The sequence below is a fragment of the Enterobacter sp. 5-4 genome (genome assembly GCF_000612205.1).
Taxonomy (GTDB): domain Bacteria; phylum Pseudomonadota; class Gammaproteobacteria; order Enterobacterales; family Enterobacteriaceae; genus Enterobacter; species Enterobacter roggenkampii.
The window spans coordinates 269,290-293,117 of record NZ_JFHW01000022.1 but is presented as its reverse complement, the minus strand read 5'-3'; the positions used below and the strand labels follow the sequence as shown (position 1 = coordinate 293,117).

The window sequence follows — 23,828 nt, the reverse complement described above, 5'->3', positions numbered from 1 at the left end:
CTCCTCCTCCGCACTGGGTAATCAGTGTTCGCCTGATTTGTAGAAGATGGTATTTGAATGAAGAAAATGTGACAATGAGACAGATTTATCAAGATAAAAAATCACAACTTCGACTCTATTAGAAATATTCAACCACTAACTTAACATTATTAAGTATAAAAACCCTTTTGATAAAAAAATGTATAAATCTAACACTAATTTTTAACGAAATTATTACACAAGCATATTCATCCATTATAATTAACAAAACAGAACAAAAAACCAAACAATAAACAATCAATAAGTCAAATCAATAAGTTAGTAGAGTAAAGAAAAGGAATTAAACCTTTTCTTAATAGGGTTAATTTAAGATTATTCATGACAAAACTTTGAGTTTTAGTAAAACGCCCAATACAAAACCTGAATTTTCTTTACAAAACTCTAACACCCTCTCGTGTGAATAATAAAAAACCTATTAAAAATCAATTACATCATGAGAAATCACACTCAGATCAATTTTTTTTGATGAAAATTAACATTATTCCGGCACATTCCTTCTTCCCTTCCCGTGATGAGTTCTGCCAGCAAACTCAAGAGATAAAAAAGGCAAGTGCCGATAGACACTTGCCTTATATTGCGCGTTTGTAAAAAGTAACTTACGTATCCGGGAACATCACGCTATTCCCCGGCGCTTCCCTGTGCAGATGGATAAAGTTCAGGTGCCGTTCATACTGGTCCAGAATATCCGTAATCACCTGCTCCTTGCTGTAGTCCATCAAATCATTCCCCTGGCTTCCTTCAAGCAAGAAGGTTTCCAGCCGGTAGTAGGTCGATTTCCCGCTGCGCGCCCGGTAGGTAAAGCCGGGGACCGAGTACTGCTGCGGCCAGATCTGGTAGACAAAGTTCTGCTCGTCGCCCATGTGCACCAGCAGATCCAGGTGACCCAGGGTTTCACCCTCCTCCGGCGGCAGGTTTTTCAGCTCCACGTACGCACCGCGCAGCTTCAGTTCCTGCGCAACCTCTTCCATTGCCGGGAAGCAGACCGTCTCCATCATCTGTTTGGTGTAGCGCGTGCCCGGGTAGTTCATCAGGCGCGACAGGCGTTTCTTCCAGCTCAGCCTGTCCTGGGCCCCCATCGGACGCGGTGCGGTATCGCGGCTGGCGCTGACGCGGCGGTAATCTTCCACCTTGAGCGATTTATACAGCCCGGCCATCACAAAGAAGATCACAAAGCTGAACGGCAGCCCCATGATCACCGTGGTGTTCTGTAGCGCCGAGATGCCGTTGGTCATCAGCATGCCGAGCGTCAGAAGGCCGATGGCGACGGACCAGAAGATGCGCAGCCAGTTCGGCGCATCGCTGTTGATGTCCTTCAGCTTCGAGGTGAAGTTGCCCAGCACCAGCGCGCCGGAATCCGCCGAGGTGACGTAAAACAGCAGGCCGGTAATGGTCGCCACGGAGGCGCTAAAGGTAAACGCCGGGTACTGCGCCAGCAGGCTGTAGAAGCCGCGCTCCGGGTGCGCCATCGCTTCCTGTGCAAAGGTCGCGTTGCCGTGGATAATCTCATGCAGCGCGCTGTTGCCGAACACCGACAGCCACAGCAGGGTAAAGGTGAACGGGATAATCAGCGTCCCCATCACAAACTGGCGGATGGTGCGCCCGCGCGAAATACGCGCCAGGAACAGGCCAACAAACGGCGACCATGCGACCCACCACGCCCAGAAGAACAGGGTCCAGCTGTTCATCCACTCCACCGGGCGGTCAAAGGCGAAGCTGTTCAGCGTCATGCCCATAAAGCGGTTCACGTAGTCGCCCACGTTGAGCACTAACGCATTGAGCAGGAACGAGGTATCGCCCATAAACAGCACGAACAGGATTAGGCCCAGCGCCAGCGCCACGTTCAGTTCGGAGAGCACGCGGATGCCTTTATCGACGCCCGACGTCACCGAAATGGTGGCAATAATGACGGAGAGCGCAATCAGCGCCGCTTTCGCCGCCATCGAGTCCGGAATATCAAACAGCACGCTCAGCCCGTAGTTGAGCTGCACCACGCCAATCCCGAGCGTGGTCGCAATACCGAAGATGGTGCCGATCACCGCCGCGATATCCACGCTGTGGCCAATCGGGCCGTTAATCTTTTTACCGAAAATCGGGTACAGCGCGGAGCGAATAGTGAGAGGCAAATTATAACGATAGCTAAAGTATCCCAGCGCCATGCCCATCAGGGCGTACATTGACCAGCCGGTCAGGCCGTAGTGGAACAGCGTCCAGACCATCGCCTGGCGCGCGGCCTCCATCGTCTGCCCTGCCCCTTCCGGCGGCTGCATATACTGCGTGACCGGTTCCGCCACGGAGAAGAACATCAGGTCAATGCCGATGCCCGCGGCAAACAGCATCGCGGCCCAGCTCAGCAGGCTGAACTCGGGCTTGGACTGCTCTGGCCCGAGCTTCACGGAGCCGAAGCGCGAGCAGGCAATGCAGACCACAAAGACGATGTAGAGCGTCGCCGCCAGCAGGTAGTACCAGCCGAAGGTCTTCGATACCCAGTTCAGGGTGCGCCCAATCCACTCGGCAGAAAAATCGCGAAAGAAGATCGTTGTCAGGGAAAACAACAAAATCAGCCCGGCGGACGTATAAAAAACGACCGGGTTGATTTTGTCTTTTTCTCTGTCCTGTGAAAGGTCTGTCATCCAGTATCCTCACTGTTTTTGTAACTATTAAAATCCAAATCCGCAACAATTAAGACACATTTTATATTGAACGTCCAATCAAAAACCGCTTTAATGATTAACCAACGCTGATGAATGGAGTGGCAATAATGCCCAAAGTGGGGATGCAGCCGATCCGGCGCAGGCAGCTTATCGATGCCACGCTGGAAGCAATAAATGAAGTGGGAATGCATGACGCGACGATCGCGCAGATCGCCCGTCGGGCAGGCGTTTCCACGGGGATCATCAGTCACTATTTCAAAGACAAAAATGGTCTGCTGGAAGCGACCATGCGCGACATCACCGGCCAGCTGCGCGATGCGGTATTAAGCCGCCTGCACGCCCTGCCGAACGGCAGCGCGGAGCAGCGTCTGCAGGCGATTGTCGGCGGTAACTTTGATGAGACCCAGGTAAGCAGCGCGGCGATGAAGGCCTGGCTGGCCTTCTGGGCAAGCAGCATGCATCAGCCCATGCTCTACCGCCTGCAGCAGGTGAGTAGCCGCCGCCTGCTGTCGAACCTGGTGTACGAGTTCCGCCGCGAGCTTCCGCGCGAGCAGGCCCAGGAGGCGGGCTACGGGCTGGCGGCGCTGATCGACGGGCTGTGGCTGCGCGCCGCGCTGAGCGGCAAGCCGCTGGATAAGACCCTGGCGCAGTCGCTCACCAGCCACTTTATCAGCCAGCATTTACCGACCGACTAACCGAGGAGAATTTATGTCCCGAATGGCAGAACAGCAGCTTTATATCAATGGTGGTTATACATCGGCCACCAGCGGTCGCACCTTCGAGACCATCAACCCGGCCAACGGTGACGTTCTGGCGACCGTACAGGCCGCCGGGCGTGAAGATGTCGACCGCGCCGTGGAAAGCGCAAAACGCGGGCAAAAAATCTGGGCGGCGATGACCGCCATGGAGCGCTCCCGCGTTCTGCGTCGCGCCGTCGACATCCTGCGCGAGCGCAACGACGAGCTGGCAAAGCTGGAAACCCTCGACACCGGTAAAGCGTATTCCGAAACCTCAACCGTGGATATCGTCACCGGTGCGGACGTGCTGGAGTACTACGCGGGGCTGATCCCGGCGCTGGAAGGCAGCCAGATCCCGCTGCGTGAGACCTCATTCGTCTACACTCGCCGCGAGCCGCTGGGCGTGGTGGCGGGCATCGGCGCGTGGAACTACCCGATCCAGATCGCCCTGTGGAAATCGGCCCCGGCGCTGGCGGCGGGCAACGCGATGATCTTCAAGCCGAGCGAAGTGACGCCGCTTACCGCCCTGAAGCTTGCCGAGATCTACACCGAAGCGGGCCTGCCGGACGGCGTGTTTAACGTCCTGCCTGGCGTGGGCGCAGAGACCGGCCAGTACCTGACCGAGCATCCGGGCATCGCGAAAGTCTCTTTCACCGGCGGCGTCGCCAGCGGCAAAAAAGTGATGGCCAACTCGGCGGCCTCGTCTCTGAAAGAGGTGACGATGGAGCTGGGCGGCAAATCGCCGCTGATTATTTTCGACGATGCGGATCTGGATCTCGCGGCGGACATCGCCATGATGGCCAACTTCTTCAGCTCCGGCCAGGTGTGCACCAACGGCACCCGCGTGTTCGTGCCCGCGAAATTTAAAGCAGCGTTTGAGCAGAAAATCGTCGAGCGCGTGGGCCGCATCCGCGCGGGCGATCTGTTCGATGAAAGCACCAACTTTGGTCCGATGGTCAGCTTCCCGCACCGCGACAGCGTGATGCGCTACATCGCCAAAGGCAAAGAGGAAGGCGCGCGCGTGCTGTGCGGCGGCGACGTGCTGAAGGGCGAAGGCTTCGATAACGGCGCGTGGGTGGCCCCAACCGTGTTCACCGACTGCACTGACGAAATGACCATCGTGCGCGAAGAGATCTTCGGCCCGGTGATGTCCATCCTCACCTATGAGTCCATTGAGGAAGCGATTCGCCGCGCCAACGACACCGACTACGGGCTGGCGGCAGGCATCGTCACGACCGACCTGAACCGCGCCCACGGCGCCATTCATCAGCTCGAAGCGGGCATCTGCTGGATCAACACCTGGGGTGAATCCGCCGCAGAGATGCCGGTCGGCGGCTACAAGCACTCCGGCATTGGCCGCGAGAATGGCGTGATGACGCTGCAGAGCTACACCCAGGTGAAGTCCATCCAGGTTGAGATGGGTAAATTCCAGTCCATATTTTAACCGGGAGGTTTATTTGCAATTTGACTACATCATTATCGGGGCCGGCTCAGCCGGCAACGTGCTGGCTACACGACTGACTGAAGATCCGAACACCACCGTCCTGCTGCTTGAAGCAGGCGGACCGGATTACCGATTTGACTTCCGCACCCAGATGCCCGCCGCGCTGGCGTTCCCGCTGCAGGGCAAGCGCTACAACTGGGCGTACGAAACCGAGCCAGAACCCTTCATGAACAACCGCCGCATGGAGTGCGGACGCGGCAAAGGGCTGGGCGGCTCGTCATTGATCAACGGCATGTGCTACATCCGCGGTAACGCGATGGACCTCGACCACTGGGCGAAAGAGCCGGGCCTGGAGCACTGGAGCTACCTCAACTGCCTGCCCTACTACCGCAAGGCAGAGACGCGCGACGTGGGGCCGAACGACTACCACGGCGGCGACGGCCCGGTGAGCGTTACCACCTCGAAACCGGGCGTGAACCCGCTGTTCGAGGCGATGGTGGAGGCGGGCGTACAGGCGGGCTATCCGCGCACCGACGATCTTAACGGCTATCAGCAGGAGGGCTTCGGCCCGATGGACCGCACGGTCACGCCGCAGGGCCGACGCGCCAGCACCGCGCGCGGCTATCTGGATCAGGCGAAACCGCGTCCGAACCTGACCATCCGCACCCACGCCATGACCGATCGCATCCTCTTTGAGGGCAAACGCGCGGTGGGCGTCGAGTGGCTGGAGGGTGAAAGCACCATCCCATCCAAAGCGACGGCAAAAAAAGAAGTGCTGCTGAGCGCCGGGGCGATTGCCTCTCCGCAGATCCTCCAGCGTTCCGGCGTGGGCAACGCTGACCTGCTGAAGCAGTTCGATATCCCGCTGGTACACGATCTGCCCGGCGTGGGGGAAAACCTGCAGGATCACCTGGAGATGTACCTCCAGTACGAATGTAAAGAGCCGGTCTCCCTCTACCCTGCCCTGCAGTGGTGGAACCAGCCGAAGATTGGCGCGGAGTGGCTGTTTGGCGGCACCGGCGTGGGCGCGAGCAACCACTTCGAAGCGGGCGGGTTTATCCGCAGCCGCGAGGAGTTTGAGTGGCCAAACATTCAGTACCACTTCCTGCCGGTGGCGATTAACTACAACGGCTCGAACGCGGTGAAAGAACACGGCTTCCAGTGCCACGTCGGCTCCATGCGCTCCCCGAGCCGTGGACACGTGCGCATCCAGTCGCGCGATCCGCACCAGCATCCGGCGATCCTGTTCAACTATATGTCCCACGAGCAGGACTGGCAGGAGTTTCGCGACGCGATCCGCATCACCCGCGAGATCATGCACCAGCCCGCGCTGGACAAGTACCGCGGCCGTGAAATCAGTCCGGGTATTGACTGCCAGACCGACGAGCAGCTGGACGAGTTCGTGCGCAACCACGCGGAAACCGCCTTCCACCCGTGCGGCACCTGCAAGATGGGCTATGACGAGATGGCGGTGGTTGACGGTGAAGGCCGCGTTCACGGGCTGGAAGGGCTGCGCGTGGTGGATGCGTCGATTATGCCGCAGATCATCACCGGCAACCTGAACGCCACCACCATTATGATTGGCGAGAAGATTGCCGATGCCATTCGCGGTCGCGAGCCGCTGGCGAAGAGCACGGCGGCGTATTATGTGGCGAACGGGGCACCGGTGAGACGCTAAGTCATTTGCCCTCTCCCCACCGGGGAGAGGGGATTCACTTCCCCGCCACAAATTTATTTTCATTTCCCTGCATCCAGTTTCCCCCCGCCCCTCGTATATGAGTATGTGAGCAACGCCTTTGCTCCTTAATCCGAGGATAAATGATGAAAAAGCTACTCAGTGTTGCATTCGTATCCAGCGCGATACTCTTCTGTGCAGGCGCATCAGCAGCCATGACGTCAGACACCGTGATGGTGGGCGGAGCGGCGATGTTCCCGAGCAAAAATATCGTTGAAAACGCCGTGAACTCGAAAGATCACACTACGCTGGTGGCCGCCGTCAAAGCGGCCGGGCTGGTGGATACGCTCCAGAGCAAAGGGCCCTTCACCGTGTTTGCCCCAACCAATGCGGCGTTTGCGAAACTGCCTGCCGGCACGGTCGAGAACCTGGTCAAACCCGAAAACAAAGCCACGCTCACCAGCATTCTGACCTATCACGTGGTCGCCGGTAATTACGATATGAAAGCGCTGGAGCAGAAAATTAAACAGGGCGGCGGCCACGCGGAGCTGAAGACCGTTAACGGTCAACCGCTGTGGATCATGAGTAACGGCCCGCACAATATTCAGCTCAAGGATGGTAAAGGTAACGTGGCGAACATCAGCACCTATGACGTCCATCAGAAAAATGGCGTGATCGATGTGATTGATACCGTCCTGATGCCTAAGTAGTTGTCTATACTTCGGAAGTGTGACGTTGCCTTCCGGAAAAAACATGGATAACGCGCTGGCTGAACAGCAGTTGAAATTAATGCAGGCGATCGCTAACGGCGATCGCCGCGCATTTGAACAACTTTACCGACTCACATCGCCTCACCTGTTTGCCGTTGCGCTGCGCATGCTGCGCGACCGCGCCTGGGCAGAAGAGATCCTGCACGACTGTTTTGTCACCGTCTGGAGTAAAGCCGAAACCTATAACGCTACCCTGAGCTCCCCGATGACCTGGCTTACGCATATTGTTCGCAACCGCTGTATTGACTGGCTGCGCAGCGGGCAAACCCGGGCTGCAGCCCGTGAAGAGGCGTATTCGGAAGATATTCTGCTGAGCGAAAGCGATGAGCAGAATAACTGGCACGACGATGCGCAGGCTGAGCGGCTCAGGCATTGTCTCGAACATTTGAGCAGCGAGCAGCGCCAGAGCATTACGCTCGCCTACTATCAGGGAATGTCTCACAGCGACATTGCCGACTGGCTCCACCAGCCCGTGGGCTCGGTGAAAAGCTGGATACGTCGGGCAATGGATCATCTTCGGGAGTGCGTGGGGCTATGAATGACGCAGAAAAACGCGACGACATGCTGGCAGCAGAGTATGCCCTCGGCACCCTGCGCGGAGGGGCGCGGCTTCAGTTCCAGAAAAGGGTCCTCCGTGAACCGGCTCTGGCCGCCCGCGTCGCGTACTGGCAGAAAATGTTCAGCACGCTGGATAGTCATCTTGTGCCCATCCCTCCACCCGAGACGGTGTGGAAAAGAATCGCCCTCGATCTGCCGCCCAAAAAGCCTTTACGCAAAAGTCGGCCTTATGTCGGCTGGATGGTTGCAGCCTCCCTCGCCGCCCTGTCGGTCGTTGCCTGGTATGCCATCCGTACCCCGGAACTCGCTCCGCTGATGGTCCTCAACGATGCCCAACAGCACGGGGAATGGGTCGTCAGCGCGGATGCCAGCCGCCAGCACCTGAGCATTGCCCCTCTTCGGCCGACGGCCGTCGCGGCGCAACACAGCCTCCAGCTTTGGCTGATCCCAGGCGGGCAGGCGCCGGTCTCCATGGGGCTGCTGCATAACGACATACCGACACGCGTCACCCTCAGGAACACAACGCTCCCTCCTGACGCCACGATAGCCATAAGCCTTGAACCAGAGGGCGGATCGCCCACTGGACTCCCCACAGGCCCGGTGCTTTACAGTGGCAAATTGTAATTCTCAGGCCCTGTTCGCAGGGCCGCTATCGTGCCCCCATTTCATTTATATACTTTTCTCGGTTACCTATAAGAATTAAATATTAAGCCTGTAATTAATGTAATTATTAAAAAACGACATTGACAGACTCTTGCGTACTCCATTAAGTTTTAAACGAACATCATTTTATTCCCGATACACAATATATCAAAAACCGCATTAATGAATTTGTCATTATTCATTAATGCTTCTCTGCCTTTTATTTTTTGCATCACTCAATAGCGAGATAAGATCATGAATAATAGTGCAAACAAGGTTGTTGTCATTACCGGTGCCAGCAGCGGTATTGGTCAGGCGATTGCCCTCCATTTAGCGAATAACGCGTTTTCGCTGGTGCTGGTGGCGCGCCGTCGGGACAGAATTAATGCCCTGGTGGATCAGATTATTCAGCAAGGCGGCAAGGCGATAGCCGTGAAGGCCGACGTGACCCGTCAGGAAGAGGTTCAGCGCGCCATTGACGCTGCCGTTGCCGCCTACCAGCGCGTGGATGTGCTAATCAACAACGCGGGCTTTATGGCTATCGCCCCCTTGAGCGAGCTGAAAACCGACGAATGGGACAAGATGATTGACACCAATCTGAAAGGGGTGCTGTACGGCATCGCGGCCGCGTGGCCGGTGTTCCAGCGTCAGGGCTGCGGGCATTTTATTAACGTTGCCTCCGTCGCGGGCATCAAGGTGCTGGCACCTGGCGGCGTGGTGTACAGCGCCACAAAATTCGCCGTCCGCGCGCTGAGTGAAGGCTTACGTCAGGAGGCGGGTAAAACTATCCGCACGACGCTTATTTCGCCCGGCGCCGTCGAAAGCGAACTGCAATTCGGCAGCTCTGACGAAGAGAGTAAAAAATTTCTCCATGAATTTTATAAGCAGGCTATTCCGGCTGACGCAATTGCCCGCGCGGTTTTATTTGCCATAGAACAGCCTGGCGACGTTGATATTAATGAAATTGTTGTGCGTCCAACGCAGGAAGAATTTTAGCCTGCGTTAAATAATACTGAATGAGGTGTCAGTATGATTAAATCATTAACGTCCTTATCAGATCTCAATATGCGAACGGGTGCCGATATTCTTCTTGAAGTGCTGGAGAGTGAAGGCGTGGAATATATTTTTGGCAACCCCGGCACCACCGAACTTCCGCTCATTGATGCCCTGCTTCGCCATGAAAATATTCACTATATTCTGGCGCTTCAGGAGAGCACCGTGGTGGCGATTGCCGACGGCTATGCGAAAGCCTCAGGCAAGACCGGTTTTATCAATTTGCATACCGCCAGCGGTCTGGGGCACGGGATGGGGAATCTCATTAATTCGCGGATCATGAAAACCCCGCTGGTGGTGACCGTTGGACAGCAGGATACGCGGCACTACGTCCGCGACCCGCTGCTGTATGATGATATTGTGTCCATCGGCTCTCCGGTCATGAAGTGGGCGCAGGAGGTCACCAGCGCCGACCAGCTCCCGGTGCTGGTGCGCCGCGCGTTTCACGCTGCCAGCTATCCTCCTGGCGGCCCGGTGCTGCTCTCTCTGCCGATGAACGTGATGGAAGAGCTGAGCGATGCCGGGATACAGACGGCGTCGAGAGTGAACTACCACACCGTGGCGGGCTCGCTGGACGAGCTGGCCGAAGAACTGAGCCAGGTTAAGCCCGGCAGGATCATGATTGTGGCGGGCGATGAGGTGCACTCCAGCGGCTCGACGCAGGAGATTGTCGAGCTGGCGGAAGCGCTCAGCGCCCACGTCTACGGCTCCTCCTGGCCGCTGAATTTACCTTTTCCCACTCAGCACGCGCTCTGGCGGGGCAATATGCCCACCACCGCCAGCGAAATCGCCAGCATCATCAACGCCTACGATGCCGTATTCATCATCGGCGGCAGAAGCCTGATCACTATTTTGTACAGCGAGGGGGAGGCCATTCCGGCGACCTGCGCGGTGTATCAGCTCTCGGCGGATATGCACGAACTTGGCCGCACCTATGCCACTCGCCTTTCGGTGATGGGAGATATCAAATTGTCCCTGCACGAACTGTTGCCAAAGCTTAAGCAGCGCCTGATCGCCAGCAGGCTGGTCCACCAGCGGCTGCTGGTTGCGGCCCGCGATGAACGGGAGAAGGAGTGGCAGCAACAGGAGGAACGTCTGGCCGCCGAGCGGCTACGCCCGGCGATCTCCCCGATGGTCGCAGCCTGGGAAGTCATCCGATCCATTCCGGCGGGTACCACCATCGTGGATGAGGCGATAGCGACCGCCAGGCATGTCCGCCGGTTCATCTCTGACCAGCAGCACCAGCGCTACTACTTTATGCGCGGCGGCGGACTGGGCTGGGGGATGCCTGCCTCAGTAGGGCACTCGCTGGGACGCGGACGGGAGCCGGTGGTCTGCCTGATAGGTGACGGAGCTTCCCTCTACTCGCCGCAGGCGCTCTGGACGGCGGCACACGAAAATCTGCCGGTCACCTTTATCGTCATGAATAACAGGGAGTACAACATCCTGAAAAACTTTATGAAGAGCCAGGCTGACTACAGCTCAACGCGGCTGGGGCGTTTTATCGGGATGGACCTGGTGAACCCGCATATCGATTTTCAGTCGCTGGCCACCGCCATGGGCGTCCACTGCTGCCGGGTGACCGAAGCTGCGGATATCGCCGAAGCGGTAACGCGCGGCCTGCAGTCAGGAAAAACCAACCTGATTGAAATCGCGATTTCCGCGGATTAACCGCGCGTTTACGCTGTACCCTACATAAAAAACTTATAACCGAAACGCCTCAAGCCGCTTTATCTGCCGCCCTTCCTCGTCAAAATTCTCTGCCGCCAGCCAGGCGCGCAGCTCCGCGTCTCTTTGCGGCCATTCGCCGTCAATAATAGAAAGCATATCGCTGTCGCGGTTGCGCCCTTTACGCACCAGCTTCTGGCGCAGGCGTCCCTCCCAGACAAACCCCAGCCGCTCCGCCGCCCTGCGCGACGCCACGTTCATGGAATCGCACTTCCACTCGAGGCGCCGGTAGCCGTGCTCAAACGCATTTTTCAGCAGCAGCCACACCGTTTCGGTGCCGATGCGGGAACCTTTCATTTTGCGCGACCAGGTGACGTGACCAATTTCCACCGACCCCAGCAGCCGCTCGTTGGCCATATAGCTCACCAGCCCCACCGCCCGTTCGTTGCGTAAGTCAATGACGGCAAACGGCACCAGCTCATCGTCCATGACCTTCGCCATGATCCAGTGCGCGGTGGCTTCCACGCTCGTGGGCTGCGTGCTGGCAAGCCACGTCCAGTCGCTGTCGTCGCCCAGCGCGTAGGCCTCATAGAGATCGGCCGCGTGGCGATCGGCGTCCAGCGGCTCCAGGCGACAATACTGGCCGAACAGCGGCGTGCGGGTCAACGCGCGCGCGCCTTTCCAGTCGGGAACGATATCGTTAACGGTTTGACCATGTTGATTGATTTCGGGCACGGCGATGACTCCCTGAAAGGTAAGGCATTTGTTATAGCAGGTTAAAAAGCAGGCGAAAAGCCGCGTGTTTTAATAGCCCGAGCGCATGCGATATTCCCGGAAGGCATAACTAAAGCTGAATTTCGACTTTGTGGAATGTCACAGTCGCCCTAACGTAGCGGAGCATAAAACAATCACAATATATTCTTCTCGGGGATCGCTATGACAAAAAAACTGTTGCCGTTACTGGTGCTGGCTGCGCTCTCAGGCGCCGCCCACGCCGCTACGCCGCCCAACACGCTGGTGGTTGCCCAGGGGCTTGATGACATCGTGAGCCTCGACCCGGCCGAAGCCAACGAGCTCTCCAGCATCCAGACCGTGCCGAGCCTGTACCAGCGTCTGGTGCAGCCGGACCGCGATAATCCGGAAAAAATCACGCCGATTCTGGCAGAAAGCTGGGACGCGGACGCGGCAGCAAAAACCCTGACCATCAAGCTTAAACCCGATGCGACATTCGCCTCCGGCAACCCGCTGCGCCCGGAAGACGTGATCTTCTCTTATACCCGCGCCGTGACGCTGAACAAATCCCCGGCCTTTATCCTCAACGTGCTGGGCTGGGACGCGAGCAACATCGCCAGCCAGCTGAAAAAGGTGGACGATCATACCCTCCAGCTTCACTGGACGGCGGACGTCAGCCCGTCGGTGGCGTTGAATATTCTCTCCACGCCGATTGCCTCCATCGTCGATGAAAAAGAGGTCGCCGCGAACGTCAAGGATAACGACTTCGGTAACGCCTGGCTGAAAATGCACTCGGCGGGCAGCGGCGCGTTCAAAATGCGCGTCTATCAGCCGCATCAGGCCATCGTGCTGGAAGCCAACGATTCCGCCCCCGGCGGCGCGCCGAAGCTCAAAAGCATCATCATTAAAAACGTCCCCGATCCGGCTTCACGCCGCCTGCTGATCCAGCAGGGGGATGCGGACGTGGCGCGCGATCTGGGTGCAGACCAGATTAGCGCCCTGGACGGCAAGCCGGGCGTGAAGGTGCTGAGCATTCCGTCCGCCGAGCAGAATTACCTGGTGTTTAACACCGGCAACAGCGCCAATCCGCTGCTGAACAACCCGGCGTTCTGGGAAGCGTCGCGCTGGCTGGTCGACTATGACGGCATCACGAAGAACCTGCTGAAAGGCCAGTATTTTGTTCACCAGAGCTTCCTGCCGGTCGGCCTGCCGGGCGCGCTGGAAGACAATCCGTTTAAATTTGACCCGGCAAAAGCGAAAGCCATTCTTGCCAAAGCGGGCATTAAGGACGCGCACTTCACGCTGGACGTGGAGAACAAGCCGCCGTTTATCACTATTGCCCAGTCGATGCAGGCGAGCTTTGCGCAGGGTGGCGTGAAGGTGGATCTGCTGCCTGCCGCCGGGAGCCAGGTCTATGCCCGCGTGCGCGCGAAGCAGCATCAGGCGGCGATCCGTCTGTGGATCCCGGACTACTTCGACGCGCACTCCAACGCCAGCGCCTTCGCGTGGAACGACGGGAAGTCCAGCACCGTGGCCGGACTGAACGGCTGGAAAATCCCGGAGCTGAACAAGGCCACGCTGGCGGCGGTTGCCGAACCGGATCCGGCGAAGCGTCTGGATCTGTACAAGAAAATGCAGGAGCAGCTGCAGCAGAGCTCGCCGTACGTGTTCGTCGATCAGGGCAAAACCCAGATCGTGGTGCGCGATAACGTGAAGGGGTATCAGCAGGGGCTGAACGCGGATATGGTCTGGTACGATCGCGTCACGAAGTAGCCCTTGTTGCCGGGTGGCGCTGCGCTGACCCGGCCTGTGTTCTCGGTTTTTGTAGGCCGGGTAAGGCGAAGCCGCACCCGGCATGAAGAGATTTCCCATGCCACATCTTTCCACCCGCGTGCTTCAGGGCCTGCTGACCCTGCTGCTCACGCTCTTCGGGCTGCTGCTCGTCACGTTTGCGCTCTCGGCGTTTTCACCGGTCGATCGCGTGCTGCAGATCGTCGGCGATCACGCCAGCCAGTCCACGTACGATCAGGTTCGCCACCAGCTCGGGCTGGATCGACCGCTGCCCGTGCAGTTCTGGCACTATCTGCAGAGCCTCGCCCACGGTGATTTAGGCACCGCCAGCGCCACCGGGCAGCCGGTGCTGCAGGATCTGCTGCACGCCTTCCCCGCCACGCTGGAGCTGGCAACGCTGGCGCTAATTATCGGCACGATACTCGGCGTGATTGCGGGTGTGCTGTGCGCCCGCTACGCCGGTTCGCCAGTGGACTTAGCGATCAGAACGCTCACCCTGCTCGGCAACTCGGTGCCGATTTTCTGGCTCGGCCTGCTGATGCTGGCCCTGTTCTACGCGAAGCTGCAGTGGAGCGCGGGCCCCGGCAGGCTGGATGACATCTGGCAGTTCACCGTCGAGCCGCGCACCGGCTTTGCGCTGATAGATACCTGGCTTTCCGGCGATCGCGAGGCATTCCGCAACGCCATCAGCCACCTGGTGCTGCCGGTGCTGCTGCTGGCCTACTACTCGCTGGCGAGCATTACCCGTCTGACCCGCTCCGCCTGCCTCAGCGAAATGAACAAGGAGTACATCCTGCTTGCCCGCGCCAAGGGTGCCGGGGAGATGGCCATTCTGCTGCGCCACGTGCTGCCGAACATTCGCAGCACCCTGCTGACGGTGATCGCCCTGGCCTATACCAGCATGCTGGAAGGTGCGGTATTAACCGAAACCGTCTTCTCGTGGCCGGGCATCGGACGCTATCTCACCACCGCCCTGTTCGCCGGAGACACCACCGCGGTCATGGGCGGCACGCTGCTGATCGGCGTCTGCTTTGTCCTGATCAATAACCTTACCGACCTGCTTGTGCGGGCGACCGATCCCAGGGTGCGCTGATGCCGTTTTATCTCTTCTTACGCCGCCTGCGCCGCTCCCCTGCCGCCGTTTGCGGGCTGATTGCCCTGGCGCTGCTGGTGTTTATTGCCCTGTTCGCGCCCTGGCTGGCACCGGTTGATCCGAACTGGCAGGACGCCGCCGCGCGCCTGCAGGCACCGAACGGCCAGCACTGGCTGGGCACCGACAGCTACGGGCGCGATCTGCTCTCGCGCCTGATTTACGGCACCCGTCCGGCGCTCGGGCTGGTGGCATTAGTCACCGTTATCACCCTGCCCGCCGGGCTGCTGGTGGGGATCCTGTCCGGCTACTACGGCGGCTGGCTGGAGCGAGTCCTGATGCGCTTTACCGACGTGGTGATGTCGATGCCGCGCCTGATCCTCGCCTTCGCGTTTGTGGCGATGCTCGGCCCGGGGCTGGTCAACGGCGCGCTGGCGCTGGCCTTAACCACCTGGCCCGCCTACGCGCGTCAGGCCCGGAGCGAGATTCAGCGTCTGCGCCACAGCGATTATCTGGCCGCCGCGGAGATGATGGGGATCCGCGGCCCGCGCCTGCTGGTCGGCCATATTCTGCCCCTGTGCCTGCCGTCCGCGATTGTGCGGCTGGCGCTGGATCTGGCGGGGATTATTCTGGCCGCCGCCGGTCTCGGCTTCCTCGGCCTTGGCGCACGGCCGCCCATGGCCGAATGGGGCGCGATGATTGCCGACGGCATGCAGGTGATTTTCGACCAGTGGTGGATTGCCGCTATTCCGGGCGGAGCGATTCTGTTTGCCAGCCTGGCGTTTAACCTGCTGGGCGATGGCCTGCGCGATGTACTGGAGCCACAGCATGACTGAACACCGCGTCATCGTCGATGCGCTGAATATCGACTACCCCGCCGCACGCGTGGTCAACAACCTGAGCTTTACGCTTGGCAACGAGCGGCTGGCGCTGGTGGGGGAATCCGGCTCCGGCAAGTCCATGTCCGCCCGCGCCCTGATGGGTCTGGTGCGTAAACCCGGTATCGTAAGCGCCAACCGGCTTAACGTGCTGGGCAACGATCTGCTGACCCTGAACGCCCGCCGCTGGCAGGCGCTGCGCGGCAACGGGATTGCGATGGTCCTGCAGGACCCGCGCTACGCCCTTAACCCTGTGAAAAGCGTCGCCGCCCAGCTTGATGAGGCGCTGACCCTGCATCAGCGCCTGCCGCGTCCGGAGCGTACGGCGCGTATTCACGACATCCTCCGCGCCGTCGGGCTGAGCGAGAACGTGCTGTCACGCTATCCCGGCGAACTTTCCGGAGGCATGGGCCAGCGGGTGATGATTGCGATGGCGCTGATCAACAACCCGCAGGTGCTGATTGCCGACGAACCGACCTCCGCGCTGGACGCCCGCCTGCGCAACCAGATCCTCGAGCTGCTCGTGCAGCAGTGCGAAGAACGCCAGATGGCGATGCTGCTCATCAGCCACGATCTGCCGCTGGTGGCGGAGCACTGCGACCGCGTGCTGGTGATGTATCAGGGCGAAAAGGTCGATGAGATGGCGGCAAGCCGGCTCCCGCAGGCGACGCATCCGTACACGCGAACCCTGTGGACCTGTCGTCCAGACGCCCATACCTATGGGCAGATGCTGCCGACGCTCGACCGTTCGCAGCCGTGGAAGGAGGCCAGCGATGGCGATCGTTGAGGTTAACCAGGTGCAGGTCGCCTTCGGGGAAAAAACGGCGGTTTCGGCCGCCAGCTTTAGCATTGAGAAAGGCGAGACGTTCAGCCTGATCGGTGAATCCGGCTGCGGGAAATCGACTATTCTGCGCGTGCTGGCGGGGCTGCAGCGCGAGTGGCGCGGCAGTATTGCGCTACTGGGAGAAGCGTTAATGCCAGGGCGACGCTTTGAAGGCGAGCTTCGCCGCAACGTGCAGATGGTGTTTCAGGATCCGTGGGCGTCGCTGCATCCCAACCACACGATTTCTCGCACGCTGTCGGAGCCGTTGAACATTCGCGGCGAGACGCAGGTCGCGGAGAAGGTGGCCAATGCGCTGCACGAAGTGGGGCTCTCCGCCGACGCGGGCAGGCGCTATCCGCACCAGCTTTCCGGCGGCCAGCGTCAGCGCGTTGCCATTGCCCGCGCGCTGCTGCTGCGCCCGCAGCTACTGCTGCTGGACGAGCCGACCTCGGCGCTGGATATGTCGGTGCAGGCGGAAATCCTGAACCTGCTTAATCGCCTGAAGGCCGAGCATGAGATGACCTATCTGCTGGTGAGTCACGACGCGGACGTGATTGCCCATATGTCCGACCGGGCGGCATTGATGGCGCACGGGAAGATCCAGAAGATGTTTGACCGTGAGGCGATGTTACGGGGCGAGCACAGGATGGGTTAAGTGCGTGCGGCGGTGCCCGGTGGCGCTGCGCTTACCGGGCCTACGTTTCGTGCCGCGTTGATGGTTTTTCGTAGGCCGGGTAAGGCGTAGCCGCCACCCGGCAAACAATTACTTCAGCAGCTTCACCGTGGCATCGATGTCGATCTCATCTTCGGTGAAGATCAGCGTCGTATTCTGGAAGGTGGTGATCGCCAGCTTCTTCACCGTGCGCATTTCGCCCGGCTTTTTATCGGATTTTGGCTTGATGCTGTTCATCAGCAGGCCCACCGACAGCACCGCGTTCTCTTTGTCGATTTTGGTATCAACGGGCTCTTCTTCGCTGAACACCACGAAGGATTTGATCGAGGTGAGCTTTACGCGCTCGCCTGCGATATAGAGATGTTTGCTTTCGGGGATCACCTTCACCGCATAGGCGGAAAGGCCTTTGTTGTTGGTGGTAGGCTCGAAGGTCACCGCGGCATCTTTCTTAATCAGATCGGGGTTCGCGACCTTAATCACATGAAAATAGCGGTTGTCGCCGTTTTCATCTTTGATAAATCCAAAGCCTTTATCTTTAAACCACGTTGTGATTGTACCGTTCATCGCTGTTACCGCCTGTCAGATCGTAATGACTAAAGTTTTGCAGCGCGCAGTGTAATGCACAATGACGGAGGAGACAAAAAAAAGCCCCTGCACGGGGGCAGGGGAAAACTCATGTCAGAGCTTATTAGAATTTAGTTGAACACCATCCCACCATCGATGAGCAGAGACTGGCCTGTCATGTAGTCAGAGTCCGGTCCTGCCAGGTATGAGACGCAGGCGGCGACATCTTCCGGCTCGGACAGGCGGCCAAGCGTAATGCGTTTGGCAAAAGTCTCGGTTCCGTAGCCGAGCGGTTTACCCGCCGCCTCAGAGACTTGACGGTCGATCTCTGCCCACATCGGCGTTTTCACGATGCCCGGGCAGTAGGCGTTAACGGTGATCCCCAGCGGAGCAAGATCCCGCGCGGCTGTCTGAGTTAGGCCGCGCACCGCGAATTTACTGGAACTGTAGACGGCCAGCTCCGGGTTACCGGTGTGGCCCGCCTGGGAACAAGCGTTGATGATTTTCCCGCCGTGCCCTTCTTTACGAAACGCGTCAATCGCGGCCTGGATCCCCCAGATCACCCCTTTCACGTTGATGTTGTAGACCTTATCGACAATCTCCGGCGTGATGGATTCGATTGGCGTGGACGGCGCAACCCCGGCGTTATTGACGATCACGTGGAAACCGCCCAGCGCGGTGCGGGCTTTCTCCACCGCCGCAAATACCTGCTCGCGGTCAGAGACGTCCACCTTCACGGCGACGGCGTTACCGCCGTTGCGGATAATTTCATCGGCCACGGCTCTGGCCGTCTCCGCGTTATAGTCGGCGATGGCGACGGCAAAGCCATCTTTCACCAGGCGAAGCGCAATCGCTTTACCAATCCCCTGGCCTGAGCCTGTTACGAGAGCAACTTTTTGCATTTCTCTGTCCTTATGTTGAGTCACAAAATCTGGCTGAGATGGAGCTGGCCCATCAGCAGCGGGTTATCGCTGTAGTCGACGGGAATGGCCACCACGGCCGGGCCATCCACATCCATTGCCGCGCGCAGCGTGGGTTCGAGCGCGTCGGCGCTCTCCACGGCAAAGCCTTTCGCGCCAAAGGCGTCGGCATAGACTTTGAAATCGACCGGGCCGAACTCGACGCCGGAAAGACGCTGGTATTTTTTCTCTTCCTGAATGGCAACCATGTTGTAGCCGTTATCCACCCAGATGATGTGCAGCACGTTAGCGTTGAGGCGCACCGCGGTTTCCAGCTCCATGCTTGACTGCAGGAAGCCGCCGTCACCGGAGACCGACACCACCTTGCGGCCCGGGTTGACCAGCCACGCGCCAATGGCCCACGGCAGCGCGACGCCCATGGTCTGCTGGCCGTTGGAGATCATCACCTGACGCGCCCGGAAGCTGTAGAGGTAGCGGGCGATCCAGATGTGGAAGCTGCCCATGTCGACGGTCAGGGTCACGTCGTTATTCACGATGTCCTGCATGGCCCGCACGATGCGCAGCGGATGCAGGGCGAACTGATTAAGCGAGGCGCCGCGACGATCGAGCAGATCGCGCTGATGCTGGCGGTCGACCAGAATTTCGGAGGCCCGCTGGCTCAGCTCAAGCTTATGGTCGATACGGTTCGCGAGCTGATTCAGCGTTTCGGCGATGTCACCCACCAGCTCCAGATCCGGCACGTAGTTACGTTCTTCATAGGCAGGCAGCACGTCGATGTGCACCAGCGTGGCGTCGCCGCTGTTCCACATGGACGGCTCGTACTCCACCGGGCTGTAGCCGATGCAGATAATCAGGTCCGCCAGATGGAGCAGCCTGTCGCCCGCCTGGTTATTGAACAGACCGACGCGTCCGGCGAAGCGGGTGAAGTGCTCCTGATTCACCGCCCCGGCGGCCTGATAGGTGCTGGTGACCGGAATACGGCTTTTCTCCAGCAGCGTGCGCAGCGCCGCGCTGTTGGCGGGCTGGCTCGCCATCAGCCCCAGCAGGATGACCGGGTTTTTGGCCTTTTCGATAAGCTTCGCCACGTCGTTGATAGCGGATTCCGGTGCCGGGCCCATCAGCGCGGGACCGCTGGCGGGTAAAATCGCCCCCGTGGCGGGCTGGTCAACAATGTCCTGCGGCAGGCTGACGAACGCGCCCCCCGGCCTGCCGTGCTCGGCGGCGCGAAACGCATTCGATACCACCTCAGCAATCGCGTCCGGCGCACTCACCTCCACGGCGTATTTGGTGACCGGGCTGAACATGGCGACGGTGTCCATGCTCTGGTGCACCAGCTTCGCTTTATCCGCCCGCTTCACCGCCCCGCCCAGCGCCACCACCGGGTCGCCTTCGCTGTTGGCGGTAGCAATGCCGGTGATCAGGTTCGAGCAGCCCGGCCCGGAGGTGACCAGCGCCACCCCGGCCTTGCCGGTCAAGCGCCCTACCGCCGCCGCCATAAACGCCGCGTTCGCCTCGTGACGCACCGGGATGATCTCAATGGAGGAGTCCAGCAGAGAGTCAAAGACCTTGTCGATTTTCGCCCCCGGGATCCCGAACACCTGCTTCACGCCCTGCGCTTCCAGCTGGCCGACAACCAAATCGGCGCCGTGCGCCCACTGACGTGACTGTTTCTCACTGTTCACGGTAGTTCTCCTGTTAGTTTTCGACGGCACGGATAGCCGCATCCAGATTGCTGGGGTGAAGGTTGGCCTGTAAAAAGGCGCTGTCGGCGGGCAGGTCAATCATCAGCTTGTGAATTTCACCGAAGGTGAGCACGCCGCTCTCCAGCTGGTAGTCAAGCAGATGGCCCCCGCCCTGACGGTCGTCGGTGATGAAGTGTTCGTGATAGCCCGCCACGTTGATCCCCTGCATATGCTGCGGCGTGCGGAACCCGACCAGCACCCCTTCGCGCTGGTTAAAGCGGAACACCGGCTGGTCGTCCAGCACGTCGGTCATCGCGCGGTACGGCGGCGTCTGGCGCGGTACAGTGCGGGTGTGGGCATGGCGGAAGTTGCCGTCAATGCGCAGCGCGCAGAACAGGTTATCGGAGGGGATCTGCTGGTCGATGACGTCGTGGATCTGCTGACGGCTGACCGGCGCGTCGAAGGTTTTACGGTACTGCGGCTGGAACCAGGTCATCACCGCGAACGGCGTTTTCTGCTCCGGCTTCGCGGCCCGGGCGCTGCCGTCGGCGCGCAGCTGGTACACCTGGCTACTGAAGGCAATCATTTCGCCTTCCAGCTCGTTGAAGGTGCCCAGACCAAAGTCACCGTGTGCCAGCAGATCGGCGATGGTGGTCTCCCCCTCGTACACGCCGCTTAGCAGGGCGCTCATTAGCGATGTCTGATAGATCACGCTGTCAGGATGCTGGGCGGAGAACCCGCGCAGGGTCTCGCACAAGCTGGCTTCACAGTCGCAGGCAGATGAATGCACCATCATGCTCGTCCTCTTCAACTTTATTTAGAAAGGTTAAATAAATGTTGACCCGATTCAGCAGAGAGTTCCAATATAGAAACCATGCTGGTTTGAGACGTTTTAGATATGGAACTTCGTTATCTGCGGTATTTTGTCGCGGTTGCACGCGAGCGACACTTCACCAGGGCGGCCGAAGCGCTGGGTATTTCACAGCCTCCTCTGAGTCAGCAGATCAAACGGCTCGAAGAGGAAGTGGGCACGCCGCTGTTCAGGCGCCTGACGCGGGGCGTGGAGCTGACCGAAGCGGGAGAAGCCTTCTACGAGGACGCCTGCAAGATCCTGGCGCTGAGCGACGCCGCGCTGGAGAAAGCCCGCGGCATCGCGCGCGGGCTGAACGGTAACCTGTCGATTGGCATCACCAGCTCCGATGCTTTTCATCCCAAAATTTTCGCGCTGATTCGCCAGTTTCAGGTGCAGAACATGGCGGTGCAGGTTCACCAGGTGGAAGCCAATATGTCGTCGCTGACGACGATGCTGGCGGAGGGTGAACTGGATATCGCCTTCGTGCGCCTGCCGTGCGAGAGCAGCAAGGCGTTCGAGCTAACAATCCTCGACCGGGAGCCGATGGTGGTGGCGCTGCATCGCGACCATCCGCTGGCGGCGTGCGATTCGCTGGCGTTAGAGCAGCTTCGGGATACGCCGGTGGTGTTGTTCCCGCAGGAGGTCGCGCCGGGCCTGTACGACCGGGTGCACGGCTGCTGCGAGCGGGCCGGGATCGACGTGCAGCACGCGCTGCAGTCGTCACAGCTTTCATCCTCCCTGAGCATGGTTTCCGCCGGCGGCGGGTTTGCGCTGGTGCCGAAATCCATGGCGGCCATTTCTCCGCCAAATGTCACCTACCACGCGCTGAGCTCGCCGGAGCTTTATACCGATATCGCGCTCTGCTGGCGGCGCTTTGAACGCTCGCGGACGGTGAAGCGGTTTCTGGCGATGATGAGCGAGGGGTAGCGGCCGGTTTGGTTGGTGGTTTTTGTAGGCCGGGTAAGGCGTAGCCGCCACCCGGCAATGCCCTTCTGGAAGCCGCCTCGCAAACCTGCAAGCAACCTTATGTAATTCAGGGTTATCCCCTTTCCATCCTTTTTTCACCGCCGTAAAGTGCCTGCGTTGCGGCCCATCCGTAACCGGGCGTAGGAACCCGTTAGCATAACGTGACATTTTTACTTAAAGAGGATGCTAAATGGCTACTGTCCCTGAGTTTTCTTATGCGCTCTCTGAAGAAAGCGCTGTTCACCACCTCATCGATCTTCAACTTTGCGATTCTGCAGATCTCTTCGAACTGGCTGACACCTGCGCCGCCTGTGTGAGCGTGCTGGTTGAAACTGACGATCCCGTGACGTTTTCTATACTTTGCGAGCGCTTGCTGGCACTGCTTAAACGCCTGCGTGAATGTTGCGATACAGAACTTCCCCCACATCTGGTTGAACAACTCATCGCGGGGGAGAAGATCGTTTCCTGCGTGCCGGACTGCTGGCAGGAGACGGCGTTGCAGGTGGATTATGCCGTGGCGTTGACGCTGGCAATCATGGGTGGAACGTTGCCTGCGCGCGTGGCGAAAGAACTCACCGGGTTGCTGCACGATATGGTCTGGCTGCTGGCGGAGTTTGTGAAGGAGCCGTATATCGCGGCGCACTGAGACGGGTGATGGAAGGCCGGAATTCTGCTGCTGCGGATGGGGGAGCATTTCGGCCAGATACCCCTCTCTTTTCCTGGTAATTGCTTGCGGAACGCCATCTGATACTCTGGCTGCACTCAAGGGATGACAAGGAAGAGAAATGCTGAATCCTGGATTCGTAACCCGCAAAGCGCTTGCTCAGTGGCAGGATGTCCCCGCTTTTTTACCTCAGTTCCAGTTTCATGAAAAACACCGAACGGTCATTCATACTGCGCATCCCGAACATATTCTGCCGTTGATTGCAAACTTTGACGTCCGGCAAGATGTCGTCATTCGGCGGCTGATGTTTTTACGGCAATTACCGCAGAAATTTCTGCGTAATCAGCAGGCTAACTCCATCGGCAACTTTGGCCTGCACAGTTTTACCCTTTTGAAAAACTCAGCATCTGAGCTCTGCTATGGCTTGCGAGGACAGTTCTGGCGTTCAGATTTTGGTCTGGAAAAAGTACCGGATGTCAGCGCTTTTCAGACGTCAGTGACGCCGGGCAGCGCGACATTGTTGCTACGCTATCAGGTAACGGAATTGGCGCCAGGGCAGCATGAACTCAATACAGAAACGTTCGTCTATTGCCCGGACAGAAGCACCCGGCTCAGAATGGCGGCTTACTGGCTGATAATCCGGGCGGGCAGCGGCTGGATCCGCAGGAGAACGCTGAAAGCGGTTAGGTTGAATATCGAGAAGCTGGACTGAAGTGCAACAGATAACCTTATGGCGTTCAGCATTAGCACTTCGCTTTAAATATCCGTTTCCGGACGAGAACTGCCGGGAAGAAATGTTTGAGGAGCGGTTATTAGCAAAAAGCGGTACCGATCAACCGCCTTTAAAATGAATACCTGCGCGGCGGATATTCACCCTTAACACAAATTTACGCGAAAAATTACCTGTACAGTACACTTATTTATCGGTCAGTTGCGTTTGTAATAGACTTCGTTT

General features: G+C 58.8%; 22 protein-coding genes. 16 read left to right on the top strand and 6 right to left on the bottom strand.

Features of this window, described 5'->3' with window-relative positions:
- Positions 1–635: 635 nt before the first annotated feature.
- Entirely contained in the window at positions 636–2,669 is a 2,034-nt protein-coding gene (gene betT, locus AA74_RS0114910; protein ID WP_025912683.1) for a choline BCCT transporter BetT, read from the bottom strand.
- A 128-nt stretch (positions 2,670–2,797) separates the two neighbouring features.
- Between betT and betI the strand changes: the two genes are divergently transcribed.
- The 8 genes from betI to AA74_RS0114870 all read left to right on the top strand — a co-directional run bounded on the left by betI (position 2,798) and on the right by AA74_RS0114870 (position 11,240).
- A complete protein-coding gene (betI, locus tag AA74_RS0114905) occupies positions 2,798–3,385 on the top strand; it encodes a transcriptional regulator BetI (protein ID WP_008500977.1) in 588 nt (195 codons plus the stop codon).
- Positions 3,386–3,398: 13 nt separating this feature from the next.
- Positions 3,399–4,871, top strand: a complete 1,473-nt coding sequence (gene betB / locus AA74_RS0114900; RefSeq protein ID WP_025912682.1) for a betaine-aldehyde dehydrogenase — start codon at positions 3,399–3,401, stop codon at positions 4,869–4,871.
- A gap of 13 nt (positions 4,872–4,884) precedes the next feature.
- Positions 4,885–6,549: a choline dehydrogenase gene (gene betA / locus AA74_RS0114895; RefSeq protein WP_008500974.1), complete on the top strand. Its 1,665-nt coding sequence runs from the start codon at positions 4,885–4,887 to the stop codon at positions 6,547–6,549.
- A gap of 143 nt (positions 6,550–6,692) precedes the next feature.
- Positions 6,693–7,256 (top strand): fasciclin domain-containing protein, encoded by a 564-nt coding sequence (locus AA74_RS0114890; RefSeq protein WP_023326865.1) that lies wholly within the window; start codon positions 6,693–6,695, stop codon positions 7,254–7,256.
- Between the two features lie 43 nt (positions 7,257–7,299).
- Positions 7,300–7,854 (top strand): RNA polymerase sigma factor, encoded by a 555-nt coding sequence (locus AA74_RS0114885; protein ID WP_025912681.1) that lies wholly within the window; start codon positions 7,300–7,302, stop codon positions 7,852–7,854.
- A complete protein-coding gene (locus tag AA74_RS0114880) occupies positions 7,851–8,498 on the top strand; it encodes an anti-sigma factor domain-containing protein (protein WP_025912680.1) in 648 nt (215 codons plus the stop codon). The genes AA74_RS0114885 and AA74_RS0114880 overlap by 4 nt, the downstream gene beginning before the upstream one ends.
- Before the next feature lie 273 nt (positions 8,499–8,771).
- The gene (locus AA74_RS0114875) at positions 8,772–9,512 is read left to right on the top strand and encodes an SDR family oxidoreductase (RefSeq protein WP_025912679.1); all 741 of its coding nucleotides are present in this window, start codon (positions 8,772–8,774) and stop codon (positions 9,510–9,512) included.
- A 33-nt stretch (positions 9,513–9,545) separates the two neighbouring features.
- Positions 9,546–11,240, top strand: coding sequence for a thiamine pyrophosphate-binding protein (locus AA74_RS0114870; RefSeq protein WP_025912678.1), 1,695 nt, complete (start codon positions 9,546–9,548; stop codon positions 11,238–11,240).
- Between the two features lie 33 nt (positions 11,241–11,273).
- On the opposite strand, the gene AA74_RS0114865 is transcribed toward AA74_RS0114870, so the two are convergent.
- Entirely contained in the window at positions 11,274–11,972 is a 699-nt protein-coding gene (locus AA74_RS0114865; RefSeq protein ID WP_025912677.1) for a GNAT family N-acetyltransferase, read from the bottom strand.
- A gap of 201 nt (positions 11,973–12,173) precedes the next feature.
- Between AA74_RS0114865 and AA74_RS0114860 the strand changes: the two genes are divergently transcribed.
- From AA74_RS0114860 to AA74_RS0114840, 5 genes are all read left to right on the top strand, one after another.
- Positions 12,174–13,742 (top strand): ABC transporter substrate-binding protein, encoded by a 1,569-nt coding sequence (locus tag AA74_RS0114860; protein ID WP_008500967.1) that lies wholly within the window; start codon positions 12,174–12,176, stop codon positions 13,740–13,742.
- A 97-nt stretch (positions 13,743–13,839) separates the two neighbouring features.
- Entirely contained in the window at positions 13,840–14,853 is a 1,014-nt protein-coding gene (locus AA74_RS0114855) for an ABC transporter permease (RefSeq protein ID WP_025912676.1), read from the top strand.
- Entirely contained in the window at positions 14,853–15,686 is an 834-nt protein-coding gene (locus AA74_RS0114850) for an ABC transporter permease (RefSeq protein WP_025912675.1), read from the top strand. The genes AA74_RS0114855 and AA74_RS0114850 overlap by 1 nt, the downstream gene beginning before the upstream one ends.
- The gene (locus AA74_RS0114845; RefSeq protein WP_025912674.1) at positions 15,679–16,515 is read left to right on the top strand and encodes an ABC transporter ATP-binding protein; all 837 of its coding nucleotides are present in this window, start codon (positions 15,679–15,681) and stop codon (positions 16,513–16,515) included. The genes AA74_RS0114850 and AA74_RS0114845 overlap by 8 nt, the downstream gene beginning before the upstream one ends.
- Positions 16,502–17,206 (top strand): ABC transporter ATP-binding protein, encoded by a 705-nt coding sequence (locus AA74_RS0114840; RefSeq protein WP_025912673.1) that lies wholly within the window; start codon positions 16,502–16,504, stop codon positions 17,204–17,206. Before AA74_RS0114845 ends, AA74_RS0114840 begins: the two co-directional genes overlap by 14 nt.
- Before the next feature lie 108 nt (positions 17,207–17,314).
- On the opposite strand, the gene AA74_RS0114835 is transcribed toward AA74_RS0114840, so the two are convergent.
- From AA74_RS0114835 to budA, 4 genes are all read right to left on the bottom strand, one after another.
- Positions 17,315–17,788: a cold-shock protein gene (locus AA74_RS0114835; protein ID WP_008499407.1), complete on the bottom strand. Its 474-nt coding sequence runs from the start codon at positions 17,786–17,788 to the stop codon at positions 17,315–17,317.
- A gap of 131 nt (positions 17,789–17,919) precedes the next feature.
- On the bottom strand, positions 17,920–18,690 hold the full coding sequence (locus tag AA74_RS0114830; protein WP_008499406.1) for a (S)-acetoin forming diacetyl reductase: 771 nt from the start codon (positions 18,688–18,690) through the stop codon (positions 17,920–17,922).
- Positions 18,691–18,710: 20 nt separating this feature from the next.
- Positions 18,711–20,432, bottom strand: coding sequence for an acetolactate synthase AlsS (gene alsS, locus AA74_RS0114825; protein ID WP_191091709.1), 1,722 nt, complete (start codon positions 20,430–20,432; stop codon positions 18,711–18,713).
- Positions 20,404–21,183, bottom strand: a complete 780-nt coding sequence (gene budA / locus AA74_RS0114820) for an acetolactate decarboxylase (RefSeq protein ID WP_025912672.1) — start codon at positions 21,181–21,183, stop codon at positions 20,404–20,406. Before budA ends, alsS begins: the two co-directional genes overlap by 29 nt.
- A gap of 105 nt (positions 21,184–21,288) precedes the next feature.
- Here budA and AA74_RS0114815 point away from each other — a divergent pair, with 105 nt between their 5' ends.
- The 3 genes from AA74_RS0114815 to AA74_RS0114800 all read left to right on the top strand — a co-directional run bounded on the left by AA74_RS0114815 (position 21,289) and on the right by AA74_RS0114800 (position 23,585).
- A complete protein-coding gene (locus tag AA74_RS0114815) occupies positions 21,289–22,170 on the top strand; it encodes a LysR family transcriptional regulator (protein WP_021242639.1) in 882 nt (293 codons plus the stop codon).
- A gap of 229 nt (positions 22,171–22,399) precedes the next feature.
- Positions 22,400–22,855 carry a hypothetical protein gene (locus AA74_RS01000000122220; RefSeq protein ID WP_032667558.1) on the top strand — a complete coding sequence of 152 codons (456 nt, stop codon included), beginning with the start codon at positions 22,400–22,402 and terminating at the stop codon, positions 22,853–22,855.
- Positions 22,856–22,994: 139 nt separating this feature from the next.
- Entirely contained in the window at positions 22,995–23,585 is a 591-nt protein-coding gene (locus AA74_RS0114800; RefSeq protein WP_023293086.1) for a hypothetical protein, read from the top strand.
- Positions 23,586–23,828: the final 243 nt, after the last annotated feature.